Here is a 13383-nt window from a genome sequence, read left to right on the forward strand (position 1 = left end):
CGGCTACGACCGGGGAGGCAGCGGCGGCGGAGTCTGACCGCTCGGCTCGAACAGCACTCCGAGGGCCGGCACCTGACCCGCCGCGGTCCAGCCGGGCAGTGCGGGCGACCAGACCAGGGTCTCCCGGGTGAGGCTCATGGCGCGGAGCCGCTCCACCGGGAAGGGACCGGCGGCCTGGCCGTTCTGTTCGATATGGAAGACCTGGGCGTTCGGCAGCGGCGGAGGCGCCTGCCCGGCGCTCTGACCTCCCGGGGCCTGGAAGTTCTGCGCGAACTGCTGCCCCATCGCCATTCCCATGCCGGCTCCGAGGAAGTCCCCCGCACCGCCGCCCTCGTTGGTGGCGGCACCGAGCATCGAATCGGCGGCGCGCCCCTGCTGGAACCTGCCCAGATCGCCGACGTTGCCGTAGTAGCCCTTCTCCTCCACACCGCGGGCCACGCCGCGAGTCATCGCCGCGGTGATCTCCTCGGGCAGGGAGATGTTCAGCTCGATCGCCTCGCAGGCCAGTCCATACTGCGCATTGATCTTCGACTGCACGTACTCCTGCAGCTTCGCGGCGAGTTCCCGCTGGCGCCCCTGCAGATCGATCGCGCCCACGCCGGTCTCGAGCAGCATCTCCGAGAACGCAGTGGCGATGGTGCGGCGCAGCAGTTCGGCGATCTCATCGGAATCGACGGCGGAATCGGTGCCGATCACCTGGCGCAGGAAAGTGGGCGGGTCGACCACCCGCACCACGCACAGCCCGTTCGCCCGGACCTGGACCATGCCGAAGTCCGTATCCCGGATGGTGATCGGATTCGGTGTGCCCCACCGCAGATCGGTGATGGGACGACTGTTGACGAAGTAGACCTCGCTACGGAACGGACTCTTGAAGCCGTGCGGCCAGCCCTGCAGGGTGGACATGATCGGCATGTTCTCGGAGATCAGTGCGTAATCGCCGGGCCGGAAGCGATCTGCGAGTTGCCCGCGGTAGACGAACAGCGCCTCCTGCCCTTCGCGGACGATGAGCTGCGCGCCGTTCTTGATCTCATTGTTGTAGCGCGGGAACCGCCACGCCAGTGTGGATCGATCATCGTCGAGCCATTCGATGACGTCCACGAGTTCGCCGCGAACCCGGTCCATGATCCCCATGTGCGCTGCCACCCTCCGGTCGTGGTTGTCACGATCCACGATAGCGATCGATTCGGCGTGTCGGTCACTTCACAGCGCGATCGTGACGATCGCGAATTACGCTGCATGAAGCCCCGTCGAACTGGGGATCACCGCGAGAAAGGTGCTAGATATGGCAGGCAAGTTCGAGGTGTACGAAGACAATGCCGGAAAGTTCCGGTTCCGGCTCAAGGCGGGCAACGGCGAGGTCGTCGCGACCGGCCAGGGCTACACCTCCCGCAAGGGCGCGCACGACGGTGTCGCTGCGGTGCAGCGCGCCGCCGAGGGTGCGAAGGTCGTCGACGTCGAGCAGGACTGACCGCCGACGACACGACTGTGACGGGGAGGGTCACCGTGACCGGTGCCCTCCCCGATACGTTTCACCAACGGAGTCGACCTTCACCCTGCAACAGGGTCTGCACCCGAGCCCCCGAATCACCCGACCTCACGACCGACGCCGCGACGCGGATCACGTGCACCGCGGCGGTCATCCCGCGGAGCGGTTCGCACTGACGAAGTTCCAGTGCTCTCCGGCGGGACCGAGTACCAGGATGTCGTAGCGCCCACCGGCGGTGGGCACCGTCAACTCCCGCCTTCCCAGCACATCCGCGTGCAACGGCAGCGAATCCGGTGTGTGGTAGGCGAAGACGGTGAAGTGGGCACTGCGGGAACCGGTGTTGCTCAGCGTGATGCGAACTCCGTCGGGACCTGCGGCGGCGGATGCGGACGGTACGTAGGGCACCAGTCGAGCCGGACGTACTCCGGGTTCCGGCGCCGGCATGACTCCTCGCGCGGGGGCGTTCGGCTTCCACCGCGGCTCCAACGTCCCCGGCTCCTGCGGTCGGCGCGGCGCCGAGATCGCCCGCGTAGTACCGGTATCGAATGCACTGGTCAGATCTCCGCAGACGGTGCGGCGCCAGGGCGAGATCGCGGGGACCGAGATCCCCAACCAGCGTTCCAGGAATCGCAGAGTGGAAGTGTGATCGAAAGTCTCGGAGGCGACGAAACCGCCCACGGTCCACGGCGAGATCACCGTCATCGGTACGCGGTTGCCGAGCCCGAGCGGGAGATCGCCCACCCATTCATCACGCTGGTCGCGGGGCGGCCGCGGCGGTGGAACGTGATCGAAGTAGCCGTCGTTCTCGTCGTAGAGCAGGAACAGCGCGGTCTTGCGCCAGGTCTCGGGGTTTCGCCCGAGTGCGTCGAGTAGCCGGTGGACCAGGTTCGCCGAGGCTCGCGGCGAGGAACCGCTGGGGTGCTCGGACTCTCGTTGCGAGGCGACCACGTAGCTGACCGTCGGGAGGGTTCCAGCGGCGATGTCGGCCGCGACGCGGTCGGTCAGGGTACCGGTGGCGGTACGCCGCAGGCCGCGGAAGAACAACTCGGCGTCGGCACGCGGCAGCGCGCGGGCCCGGGCGTCGGCTTCTTCGGCTCTGCGGTCGGCTTCGGCCCGGGGAAGCCGCCGCAGGCCCTGGTAGAAGTCGTCGATCTCGACACCGAATCCGCCGAAGACGGCGGCGGAGACCTGCTTGAACCGGCGGAAGAACTCGATGTTGTTGTCGGTGTAGTTGTCCCACTCCTGGTACACCTGCCAGGTGATGCCCGCCTTCTGCAGGATCTCACCGATGCACGGCCAGTCGTAGCCGGGATGCCCCTTGTCGTACGCCGAGTTGTCGGTCGCCCGCTCGCCGGTGAGTGGTTCGAATCCGGTTGTGCCGGAGAAGAAGTAGTTCCGGTTCGGCGAGGTGGACGTCGGTGAGCTGCAGAAGTAGTGGTCGCACAGGGTGAAGGTGTCGGCGAGGGCGTAGTGGAACGGGATGTCCTGCCGGTCGTAGTAGGCCATCGTGGAGTCGGTCTTCGCAGCGATCCAACCGTCGTTCCAGCCACCGTTGAGCGCCGCGTGGCCGCCCTTCCAGCTGTGGTCGAGCGCATCGATGTTCTCGGCGTCCATCCGCTGCCTTTGCGCGGCGGCGCGCACCGGGAACGGGGGCACCGTCAGGCCAGGGCGCGCCGGCTGGTGGAAGACGTTCCCGCCGCTGCGCAATCGGATCGCAGCCGGGTCACCGAACCCCCGGACGCCGCGCAGCGCTCCGTAGTAGTGGTCGAACGATCTGTTCTCCTGCATCAGGAAGATCACGTGCTCCAGGCCGGCGAGGCCGCCCGACGGTGCAGGTTGCGCGAGGACCTCGGTCAGGGAGACCGGGAGGAGCGGGGTCACCGCCCCGATTCCGCCGGCCAGCGCGCCTTTGAGGAAAGTGCGACGATTCGAGGTATTCACTTCTCCCACACTCGACCACCGGTCTGAATCGGCGATGGCTCCGCCCTGAACGTGGGTCGACGGTTCAGCGCCTATAGCGCGCGGCGAATCCGTCGCAGAGCGCCTCGATGCCGGACTCCATCATCGGCAGGGCGGCGGAGAGCTCGGGGCGGTCGACCGAGACCAACTCCCGAAGCCTCGGTAGATCGTCGACGAGTGGATTCTCGGCGAGCCCTGCGACGAACCCGCCACCGTCGAGCGCTGATCCGGGTGCGATGAGCAACCTGCCGACGGCCCCGAGCCCGGCCCCCTGGACGTGCGTCCACACGTGCAGGGCCAGCTCGGCGGCCTCATCGACGCTGCCGGTCAGGTGCAGCAGGGCTTCGACCAGCCAATCGAAGCAGCCGACCGACGACGGCGCCATCGCCGCGCGTGGCACGGAGTGCGCGAGCAGCACCCAGGGATGACGCAGGTACAGGCGCATGTCGGTCTGGGCTGCGATGCGCACGCGGCGACGCCAGTCGGGGTCACCGAGCAGTTCGTCCGGGTACGGGAAATCCGCGCCGACGGTAGCGGCCATCTCCCGGAGCAGCGCGTCCTTGTCCGGGACGTGGCGGTACAGCGACATCGCCCCGGCACCGAGTGCATCGGCGACCCGGCGCATCGACACCTTCTCGAGGCCGCCTTCGTCGGCCAACCGCACGGCTTCGGCGACGATCGACTCCCTGGTCAAAGTGGTCTCGGACACGGGTGGGCCTTTCTCCGTTGACCTGGGACAACGGCGGTGCGTACAGTGTACCCAAAACCACCTGCGTACGCCGTACGCGCCGTCCGCGCTCGTGATCGAGGAGAGTTCCGTTGTCCACCACACCGCGCCGCGCCTGGGCCGGTCTGGCAGCGCTGCTGCTGCCGGTCTTCCTCGTTTCGATGGACGCCTCGGTGCTGTTCCTGGCCATGCCCCACATGACCGCGGCACTGAACCCGAGCGCCGAACAGCAGCTGTGGATCCTCGACATCTACCCCTTCATGCTCGCCGGGCTCCTGATCACGATGGGCAACCTCGGCGACAGGTGGGGACGGCGACGCCTGATGACCTGGGGCGCCGCACTGTTCGGCATCGCTTCGGTGATCGCGGCGTTCGCGCCGAGTGCCGGCCTGCTGATCGCGGCACGGGCACTGATGGGCATCGGCGGCGCCACCCTGCTGCCCGCGAGCCTGGCACTGATCGCGAACATCTTCCGCGACCCGAAGCCGCGCGGGATCGCGATCGGCATCTGGACCGCCGCATTCTCCTTCGGCATGGCCGTCGGCCCGGTGATCGGCGGACTCCTGTTGCACCAGTTCTGGTGGGGCTCGGTGTTCCTGATCAACGCACCGGTCTTCCTGGCCTTCCTGGTAGCCGGACCGCTGCTCATACCTGAGTTCCGCACCGATTCGCATGCGCCCTTCGATCTACCGGGGGTGGCGCTGTCGATGGCGGCGATCTTCCCGCTGGTCTACGCCGTGAAGGCCACCGCAGGTGAGGGCCTGCACGCCTCCACCCTGACGGTGGGACTGATCGGCCTGTTGGTGTTCGCGGCGTTCATCACGCAGCAGCGGCGGGCGGCGCACCCGCTCATCCCGTTCGACCTGTTCCGCAATCGCATGTTCGCGATGGCGATCGCCGGCACCGTGCTCGCGATGGCGACTCTCGCGTCGATGTCGTACGTGACCGGCATCTACCTGCAGTCCGTGGTCGGCTTCGATGTTCTCGCGGCCGCTCTGCTGGGCTTACCCGCCGCGGCGGTGGTCGCCTACTTCTCGATGCGGGCGCCGTGGATCGAGAAGTACCTGGGCCGCCGGCCCACCTTCACCGCCGCCCTGCTGTTCGCGGCTGCGGGCCAGGCGCTGCTGGTAGGCCTGACCGGCGGCGGACCGGCGTGGCTGTACGTACTGGGCACGATCGTCGCCGGGGCCGGCTACGGCGTGCTGTTCACCTTCGTCTCGGCGGCCGCGCTGGACGCCGCACCACCCGAACGGGCGGGGCAGGCATCGTCGATGTCGGAGATGAGTTTCGAGCTCGGCGCCGCGATGGGGCTGGCCGTGCTCGGCTCGGTGGCGACGGCGGTGTTCACCCGGGAGGAATCGATGTCGCGCACGCTCGGCGACACCCTCAGCCGGGCCGACGGATTGGGCGGCGCCGAGGGCACCGAGCTGGCGAGCGCCGCGCGCTCGGCCTGGGTCGACGCGGTGACCACCACCGTCGGCGTCTCCAGTGCGTTGCTGGTCGCGACCGCCGCCGTCGCCTTCGTGGTCATGCGCGACCGGACGCCCTCACCGGCGGCTGTGCACGCCTGATTCGCGGCGGGATCGGCGCGAGGCCGGGCGAAAGTCCGGGATCACGCCACCCTCCTCGAACGCTGGGACCTCTCCCCTGACGGTGCCCCCTTCGCGACGCTCGGCAGCGATCTGCTGCCTGTCCGGTGGCGGGGCCGCGCCGCGATACTCAAACGCGCGAACACCCCGGAGGAGCGGGCGGGCGCAGCGGTGCTGCGGTGGTGGAGCGGCGACGGCGCCGCCGAGGTGTTCGCGCACGACCGCGACACGGTGCTGATGGAGCGGGCCACCGGCTCCGGCGACCTCATGGCGATGGCGATGGCGCTGCGCGGCCGCGACGACGACGCCACCCGTATCCTCTGCGCCACCGTCGAACACCTGCATCGGCCCCGTGCGGGTACCCCCGCCACCGACCTGGTCCCCCTGCGGGAGTGGTTCGCCTCTCTCGCAGCCGTCCGCGCCGCAGATCACCGGTACCAGCGGTCCTGGGAGACCGCCGAGGCGCTGCTCGCGGACCCGCTCGATGAGGTGGTCCTGCACGGGGACGTTCACCACGACAACGTGCTGGACTTCGGCGGGCGAGGCTGGCTCGCCATCGACCCCAAGTGCGTGGTCGGCGAGCAGGGTTACGACTACGCCAACCTGCTGACCAACCCCGACCTCCCGACCGCGGCGGATCCCAACCACTTCGCGCGCCAGCTCGACGTCATCGTCGCGGAGTCCGGCGTGCCGCGTGAGCGACTGCTGCGGTGGGTGCTCGCCTTCGCCGGCCTGTCGGCCGCGTGGTTCGAGGAGGACGGGGCGATCGACGAGCGGGACCGCGACTTCGCCGTCGCGGACCTCGCGGCCGCGCACCTACTGGAGGCGCCGTCGTGACCAGTCAAGCTGCTGTGCGCGGCGGGTGTCAGCCGGCCGGGATCGGTAGCGGTGCGGGTGCGGTACCGGCTCCGAACGGGCTGCCGCCGAGCTTCTCCCGGCCGTGCGGATCCAACCACTTCGTCAGGTCCGGACCCTTCGGGACGATTCCCGACGGATTGATATCGCGGTGCACCTGGTAGTAGTGCCGCTTGATGTGGTCGAAGTTCGTGGAGTCGCCGAAACCCGGGGTCTGGAACAGATCACGCGCATAGGCCCACAGCACCGGCATCTCGGAGAGCTCGTCCCGATTGCACTTGAAGTGACCGTGATACACCGGATCGAACCGCGCCAGCGTGGTGAACAGCCGGATGTCGGCCTCGGTGATCGTCTCGCCCACCAGATAGCGCTGCCGGGCCAACCGGTCGGACAGCCAGTCGAGGCGGGAGAACAACTGGTCGTAGGCGGCGTCGTAGGACTGCTGTGAGCCGGCGAAACCGCACCGGTACACACCGTTGTTCACGTCGCGGTAGACCAGCGCGTTCACCTCGTCGATCTCTGCGCGCAGGTCCTCCGGATACAGCTGCGGGGCACCGTCGCGGTGGAAATCGGCCCACTGGGTGGAGAGGTCCAGCGTGATCTGGGGGAAATCGTTGGTGACCACGGCACCACTCGGCACATCGACGACGGCCGGCACCGTGATGCCCTTCGGATAGTCCGGAACGCGCCGGAAGTAGGCGTCCTGCAGGCGCGGTATCCCGAGCACCGGATCGACTCCGCCCTCATCGAGGTCGAAGGTCCAGGAGCGCCAGTCGTGGGTAGGACCGCACACACCCAGGGAGATGGCGTCCTCCAGTCCGAGCAGCCGCCGCACGATGATCGCGCGGTTCGCCCACGGACAGGCGTAGGAGACCACAAGCCGGTACCGGCCCGGCTGCACCGGATAGCCGTCGCGTCCATCGCGAGTGATCCGCGTTTCGATGTACCGGGTGTCGCGTTCGTACGGCTGATCCGCGGTGACGTAGCTGCCCTGGTCCTCACTCATGGCACCAGCGTAGGCGTGCCCCTCCGGCACCGTCGCCATCCTGTAACAGGCCGTGCCGACGGTTCGATATCCCGTCTGGAAGCTCCCCCCGCGCTGGAAGGAACGACCCATGCGTAAGCCGCTCATCGCTCTCGCCCTCTCGGGTGCGGCGGTCGTCGCCGGAATCGGTGCGGGCACCGTCGGAGCCGGAGCCGCCGGCGCAGATCCGACCACCTGCCCGGCGATCCCCCGAGACCGCATCGACGGCGCCATCAGCAGCATCGCTCCTCCCCTGCCCGACGCCGGCTGGCGGGTGACGGACACCGGCGGATCGATCGACTGCACCCTTAATTGGGTGCGCCTGGACACCGGCGGCGGCACCGGGAGCTCGCCCGTGCAGTACCTACTGTTCGATCACCTGAAGTTCGCCGGCACACCGACCACGAAGCCCAACTCCTTCACCTCGGTGATCGGCAGCTCCGCGCCCGGTCAGATCACCGTGCAGTTCCGGTGGCTCAACCCGGGTGACGCGACCGCCTACCCCACCGGCCGGGCCGAAGTCCGCTACCAGAGGCAGTCGCAGTCCGGCCCGAAGCCGATCGACCCGCTGCCGCCGCAGATCAAACCCTGACCGGCGGGATCAACCCGCATCCCCCTGGGTCGCAGCCCACTCGGCGACCCGGGCGGCGCTCTCCTCGTCGCTGAGGTCCTCCACTCGGGTCATGATCGACCAGCGCACCCCGAACGGATCCCGGATACTGGCGAACCGGTCACCCGAGACGAAGTCCGCCACCGGTTCACGGACGGTGGCGCCCGCCGACTCGGCCCGTGCGACCACCGCGTCGACATCGGAGCAGTACAGGCCCACCGAGTAGCAATCGACGTCGCCGGCGGGCATCGGGACCATGCCGAACTGCGTGTTCGGCTCCGCCAATTGCAGGCGCCCGTGCCCGAAGTCGAGTTCTGCGTGCACCACGATGCCGTCGAACTCGGTGACGCCGAGCACCGTCGCTCCGAACACGTCGCGGTAGAAGTCGATGGCGCCCTTCGCGTTCGGGATCGCCAGGAACGGAGTGAGGGAGGAAAAGGAGTGGGGAACGCCGTCGGTGGTGTGTACACCGCTCGCGGCTGTCGCATTCTCGGTCATGACGGCGACGCTACGGGTCGCCGCACGGCACCGATTGACGATTCGCGACAGCCTCCTACGATCGACGTGTGAACCCTCGCGGTGTTCTGTACCCGACGGCGCTACCCACCTTCGAACGCCGCCCGCCGTCGCCGGACGCCGGTGACCTGGTGCGCTGGTTCTGGATCGCGCAATGGCACATCGCCCCCGGCCGGACCTCGCGCCAGGAGGTGCTGGCGTTCCCCGGGCTCAACCTCGTGGTCGAATCGACCGCGGCCGGCCTGGCCGGGGCGACGACGGTGCGCTCACACCGAGACCTGACCGGTAACGGGTGGGCGGTCGGAGCGCTCCTGCGGCCCGCCGCGACCCCGGCCGTCACCGACGACGCCCCGGCGATCCTCGACAGCTACACCCCCGTACCCGACACCGGATTGCACAGGAGCGTCGCCGACTCCGTATCCAGCGGCGACCTCGCCGGCGCCTGCGCCGTGATCGAATCCTGGCTCAACGCCCGCATCCCGACGGTGACCGACGAGGCCAGGACCGCGAACCGCCTGGTAGCGCGGATCGAGGAGGACGATTCGATCCGCACCGTCGAGGACGCCGCCGACACCGTCGGCGTCTCGGTCCGCACGGTGCAACGGCTGACCCGCCGTTACGTGGGCCTGACTCCCCTCGCGCTGATACACCGTCGTCGACTACAGCACGCGGCGGAGTTGTTGCGCACAGACCCGGACACCACGGCGGCGGCGATCGCCGCCGACCTCGGCTACGCAGACCAGGCCCACCTCGTGCGGGACTTCCGCAAAGTCCTCGGCATCACCCCGGGCGGATACCGACGCGAGGCCACCTAACCCGGCGGCTGTACCTCGGCGGCGTGGTCCGCAGTGCGGGGCAGCTCGGCGCGGGAGGTGTCTTTGAGATCCACGCCGGAGCGGCCCAGCCGTCGAGCCCCCGAGACCAGGCCGGCCACGATCCGCGCGGCGTGCTCGTACCCCAGTCCCTCCGGTGGGTGGATATTGGAGATGCAGTTGCGGTGCGCATCGGTCACCCCCGCCGCGAAGTCCTCGGGGTCGGCGCGGTGCGTGAGGTAGATCCCCACACTGTCGGCCACGGACAAGCCGGGGCGCTCCCCGATCAGCACCAGCAGCGTCCGCACGCCGAGGGCCCGGGCCACGTGATCGCCGAGCGCCACCCGTGCCTGGGTGGCGATCACCGGTCGGGCGATCGTCAATTCCGGAGTGAGGGCGGCGATGATCGCGCGGGCCAGGTCGGGACCGTGGTCGGTGAGAGCTCTCGGGGACAGGCCATCGGCGAGAACCAGGCCGATGTCGGCGGTCACCGTCGGGACACCGGACAGATCGGCCGGGGTCCGGCCCAGGTCCGGGCGGCGCAGGTACTCGCCACGGTCGGCGGCCCGGCTGGTGAGCACCACCGGCTCCCCGAGTCCGAGACCGCCGACACGCTCGGTGAGCGCGACGACGTCCAGCGGTTGGTGCACGGCATCGCGAGCGGAGGCGTGCGCGACCGCGAACTCCAGCACACGCCGAGTCGGTAGGGCATCGCCGCTGCGCCCCAGCCCGATCCGTGCCTGAGTGGTGCTGCGCAGCGCATCCCAGAACGCGGCGTCCGACCGCTGTGGCACCGTCATCGGGTGATCCCCGCGGTGAGCTCCCGCAGCGGCGACGCCTGCACCGCGGTCTCCCGCAGGCCGCCGGACTCGTCGGTCATACCCTGCCGGTCCAGCCAGGCCTCGAACTCCGGTGCCGGCCGCAGCCCCAGCGCACGACGCACGTAGAGGGCGTCGTGGAAGGCCAGCGACTGATAGCCGAGCATCACGTCGTCGGCGCCGGGAACGGTGATCACGAAACTCACGCCGGCCACGGCGAGCAACGTGAGCAGATCGTCCATATCGTCCTGATCGGCCTCGGCGTGGTTGGTGTAGCAGACGTCCACGCCCATCGGCAGGCCCAGGAGCTTGCCGCAGAAGTGGTCCTCCAGCCCGGCGCGGGTGATCTGCTTGCCGTCGTACAGGTACTCGGGGCCGATGAAGCCGACCACCGTGTTCACCAGCAGCGGGTCCAGGTGCCGGGCCACGGCGTAGGCGCGCGCTTCCAAGGTCTGCTGATCGACCGGCGCACCGTCGGTACCCAGATGTGCTCCGGACGAGAGCGCCGACCCCTGCCCGGTCTCCAGGTACATCACGTTGTTGCCGACGGTGCCGCGCCCCAGTTCCCTGGCAGCCGCGTTCGCCTCGTCCAGCAACGCCAGGTTCACGCCGAACGCGGAGTTGGCGCCCTCGGTACCTGCGATGGACTGGAAGACGAGGTCGACCGGGGCACCCCGGCCGATCAGCTCCAGCGTGGTGGTGACGTGGCTGAGCACGCACGACTGCGTGGGGATCTCGAAGCGGGTGCGCACTTCGTCGAGCAGGTGCAGCAGATCGGAGGTGGCGTGCGGTGAGTCGGTGGCGGGGTTGATCCCGATCACCGCATCTCCGCAGCCCAGGAGCAATCCGTCCAGTGTGGCGGCGGCGATGCCCCGTGGATCGTCGGTGGGGTGGTTCGGTTGCAGCCGAGTCGCGAGGGTTCCCGCAAGCCCGACGGTGGTGCGGAACGCGGCAGTCACCCGGACCGCCCTGGCGACCGCGATCAGATCCTGGTTTCGCATCAGCTTGCTCACCGCGGCCACCATCTCCGGGGTCAGCGCCGGGGCGAGGGCCGCGAGCCTGACAGCGGCATCGTCGGCGACGGTGATCCGTAGCAGTAGGTCCCTCAGGTCCCCCACGGTGAGGTGCGCGATCGGCGCGAACGCGACGCGGTCGTGGGTATCGATGATGAGCCTGGTGACCTCGTCGGATTCGTAGGGCACCACCAGTTCCTCGAGCAGCGCCGACAGCGGTACCTCGGCGAGCGCCCACTTCGCGGCGGCACGTTCGGCGTCGGAGCCTGCTGCGCACCCGGCCAGTTCGTCTCCCGAGCGCAACGGGGTGGCTTTGGCGAGCAGATCCGCCATCGAGGAGAAGGTGAAGCCCTCCCCCCGTACGGACTGGGTCCGGATCACGTGAGCCCACGCTCGGCGTCGGCCAGGGCGGCGAACTCCTCGTCCGGCGAGTTCGCCACCAGGTGGTGCCGACTGTAGAGCCCGAAGTACGCGAGGAAGGCAGCGAACGCGGCGAGCGTCAGCCCCGCGGCCAGCCGGTCGACCAGGAACGTCGCGACCACCGCCGCAGCGGCGATGACCAGTGCGAACGACGTGGTGACGACGCCGCCGGGGGTGCGGTACGGACGCGGCATATCGGGCTCGCGGCGACGCAGCACGATATGGCTGACCATCATCAACACGTAGCTGACGGCCGCGCCGAAGACGGCCATGTTGAGCAGCGTCGCGCCCTCCCCGGTGAGCGAGAGCGCGAAGCCGATCACGCCGGGCACGATCAGCGCGAGCACCGGCGCCTTGCGGGAATTGGTGACGGACAGGCTCTTGGGGAGGTACCCGGCCCGCGAGAGCGCGAAGGTCTGGCGGGAGTAGGCGTACATGATGGAGAAGAAGCTGGCGATCAGGCCGGCGAGGCCGATGTAATTGACAACCTTGGCCGCTGCGGTGTCACCGAGCGCCTCGACCAGGGGGTTGCCCGAGTCCGCCATCGCCTGCGAGCCGACCGCGCCCGGCGCGAGCAGCAGAACCGCGGCGCCGGTGACGATCAGTATCGCCATCGCGACGACGATGCCGCGGGGGACGTTCTTCTGCGGATCGCGGGCCTCCTCCGCGGCCAGCGGGACGCCTTCGATGGCAAGGAAGAACCAGATCGCGAAGGGAACCGCAGCCCAGATCCCGAGGTAGCCGTGCGGCAGCCAGGCCGAGGCACCTGCGGCATCGGTCACGGCGATATCGGTGAGGTTCTTCACGTCGAACTCCCCGATCGCGGCGACCACGAAGACCGCCAGGCCGATCAGGGCGATCACAGTGATCACGAACATCGCCTTGAGCGCCTCCCCGGCACCGGTGAGATGGATGCCGATGAACACCGCGTAGACCACCAGGTAGACCCACCAGCCGTCGGTGATCCCGAACAGATTCAGCGATTGCACGTAGGAGCCGATGAAGGTGGCGATGGCGGCGGGGGCGATGGCGTACTCGATGAGGATCGCGGTGCCGGTGGCGTAGCCGCCCCACGGGCCCAGGGCCCGTCGGGCGAAGGTGTAGCCGCCGCCGGCGGCGGGAAGCGCGGACGACATCTCGGCCATGCCGAAGACCATCGCCAGGTACATCCCGGCGATGATCACGCCGGCGATGGCCAAGCCGCCCCAGCCGCCCTGGGCCAGGCCGCTGTTCCACCCGGCGTAGTCGCCGGAGATCACGTAACTCACGCCGAGGCCGGCGAGCAGCACCCATCCGGCGGAACCGGATCGCAGGGTTCGTTTCGCCAGATAGTCGTCGGATTCGACGGTGGCGTCGATCCCGTCGTGGTGCAGAGCCGGCCGGACCGGTCGTTCGATGCTCATGGGCGTCCTCCTGATCGGGCTCGATCAGATCACCGGCATGTTTCCGGCACTGGATCGTGGTGTTTCACCGATGGATCGAGTCGGTGTGACGTGGAACACTACGGGACCGGTCGTTGCAGCGGGGTTGCACGCAGATCCGTGGGAACGTCGA

The 13383-nt window shown here is 68.9% G+C and carries 12 protein-coding genes and 1 pseudogene; 5 read left to right on the forward strand and 8 right to left on the reverse strand.

Annotated elements, in window-relative coordinates:
* Positions 1 to 3 precede the first annotated feature (3 nt).
* Complete coding sequence (locus ACYVHG_RS13330; RefSeq protein ID WP_461167949.1) at positions 4 to 1170, reverse strand: SPFH domain-containing protein; 1167 nt, start codon at positions 1168 to 1170, stop codon at positions 4 to 6.
* 112 nt (positions 1171 to 1282) lie between these two features.
* Here ACYVHG_RS13330 and ACYVHG_RS13335 point away from each other — a divergent pair, with 112 nt between their 5' ends.
* The gene (locus ACYVHG_RS13335) at positions 1283 to 1468 is read left to right on the forward strand and encodes a YegP family protein (protein ID WP_461167950.1); all 186 of its coding nucleotides are present in this window, start codon (positions 1283 to 1285) and stop codon (positions 1466 to 1468) included.
* 168 nt (positions 1469 to 1636) lie between these two features.
* Here the strand turns inward: ACYVHG_RS13335 and ACYVHG_RS13340 are convergent, their stop codons facing one another.
* Positions 1637 to 3427 (reverse strand): phosphocholine-specific phospholipase C, encoded by a 1791-nt coding sequence (locus ACYVHG_RS13340; RefSeq protein WP_461167951.1) that lies wholly within the window; start codon positions 3425 to 3427, stop codon positions 1637 to 1639.
* 64 nt (positions 3428 to 3491) lie between these two features.
* Entirely contained in the window at positions 3492 to 4154 is a 663-nt protein-coding gene (locus ACYVHG_RS13345; RefSeq protein ID WP_461167952.1) for a TetR/AcrR family transcriptional regulator, read from the reverse strand.
* Positions 4155 to 4264: 110 nt separating this feature from the next.
* On the opposite strand from ACYVHG_RS13345, the gene ACYVHG_RS13350 reads away from it, so the two are divergent.
* The gene (locus tag ACYVHG_RS13350; protein WP_461167953.1) at positions 4265 to 5743 is read left to right on the forward strand and encodes an MFS transporter; all 1479 of its coding nucleotides are present in this window, start codon (positions 4265 to 4267) and stop codon (positions 5741 to 5743) included.
* A gap of 72 nt (positions 5744 to 5815) precedes the next feature.
* Positions 5816 to 6598 (forward strand): annotated as a pseudogene (locus ACYVHG_RS13355) (aminoglycoside phosphotransferase family protein); the annotation flags it as partial.
* Between the two features lie 28 nt (positions 6599 to 6626).
* Here ACYVHG_RS13355 and ACYVHG_RS13360 read toward each other — a convergent pair.
* Positions 6627 to 7622, reverse strand: coding sequence for a glutathione S-transferase family protein (locus ACYVHG_RS13360; RefSeq protein ID WP_461167954.1), 996 nt, complete (start codon positions 7620 to 7622; stop codon positions 6627 to 6629).
* A 109-nt stretch (positions 7623 to 7731) separates the two neighbouring features.
* Between ACYVHG_RS13360 and ACYVHG_RS13365 the strand changes: the two genes are divergently transcribed.
* Positions 7732 to 8232, forward strand: a complete 501-nt coding sequence (locus ACYVHG_RS13365; RefSeq protein WP_461167955.1) for an LppP/LprE family lipoprotein — start codon at positions 7732 to 7734, stop codon at positions 8230 to 8232.
* 9 nt (positions 8233 to 8241) lie between these two features.
* On the opposite strand, the gene ACYVHG_RS13370 is transcribed toward ACYVHG_RS13365, so the two are convergent.
* Positions 8242 to 8748, reverse strand: a complete 507-nt coding sequence (locus tag ACYVHG_RS13370) for a VOC family protein (protein WP_461167956.1) — start codon at positions 8746 to 8748, stop codon at positions 8242 to 8244.
* A gap of 68 nt (positions 8749 to 8816) precedes the next feature.
* Here ACYVHG_RS13370 and ACYVHG_RS13375 point away from each other — a divergent pair, with 68 nt between their 5' ends.
* Complete coding sequence (locus ACYVHG_RS13375) at positions 8817 to 9581, forward strand: helix-turn-helix domain-containing protein (RefSeq protein WP_461167957.1); 765 nt, start codon at positions 8817 to 8819, stop codon at positions 9579 to 9581.
* Here ACYVHG_RS13375 and eutC read toward each other — a convergent pair.
* Genes eutC through eat form a run of 3 tightly spaced genes read right to left on the reverse strand, consistent with a single transcriptional unit; the run spans position 9578 to position 13232 of the window.
* Positions 9578 to 10378: an ethanolamine ammonia-lyase subunit EutC gene (gene eutC / locus ACYVHG_RS13380; RefSeq protein ID WP_461167958.1), complete on the reverse strand. Its 801-nt coding sequence runs from the start codon at positions 10376 to 10378 to the stop codon at positions 9578 to 9580. The genes ACYVHG_RS13375 and eutC overlap by 4 nt on opposite strands.
* A complete protein-coding gene (locus ACYVHG_RS13385; RefSeq protein WP_461167959.1) occupies positions 10375 to 11790 on the reverse strand; it encodes an ethanolamine ammonia-lyase subunit EutB in 1416 nt (471 codons plus the stop codon). Before ACYVHG_RS13385 ends, eutC begins: the two co-directional genes overlap by 4 nt.
* Positions 11787 to 13232: an ethanolamine permease gene (gene eat, locus ACYVHG_RS13390; protein WP_461167960.1), complete on the reverse strand. Its 1446-nt coding sequence runs from the start codon at positions 13230 to 13232 to the stop codon at positions 11787 to 11789. The genes ACYVHG_RS13385 and eat overlap by 4 nt, the downstream gene beginning before the upstream one ends.
* Positions 13233 to 13383 lie beyond the last annotated feature (151 nt).

The sequence above is a fragment of the Tsukamurella serpentis genome (genome assembly GCF_054780975.1).

Bases quoted from the DNA above. Each gene is read 5' to 3' on its own strand.
- ACYVHG_RS13335 (WP_461167950.1), top strand. From the start codon at position 1,283: ATGGCAGGCAAGTTCGAGGTGTACGAAGACAATGCCGGAAAGTTCCGG.
- ACYVHG_RS13365 (WP_461167955.1), top strand. From the start codon at position 7,732: ATGCGTAAGCCGCTCATCGCTCTCGCCCTCTCGGGTGCGGCGGTCGTC.
- eat (WP_461167960.1), bottom strand. From the start codon at position 13,232: ATGAGCATCGAACGACCGGTCCGGCCGGCTCTGCACCACGACGGGATC.
- ACYVHG_RS13360 (WP_461167954.1), bottom strand. From the start codon at position 7,622: ATGAGTGAGGACCAGGGCAGCTACGTCACCGCGGATCAGCCGTACGAA.
- ACYVHG_RS13370 (WP_461167956.1), bottom strand. From the start codon at position 8,748: ATGACCGAGAATGCGACAGCCGCGAGCGGTGTACACACCACCGACGGC.
- eutC (WP_461167958.1), bottom strand. From the start codon at position 10,378: ATGACGGTGCCACAGCGGTCGGACGCCGCGTTCTGGGATGCGCTGCGC.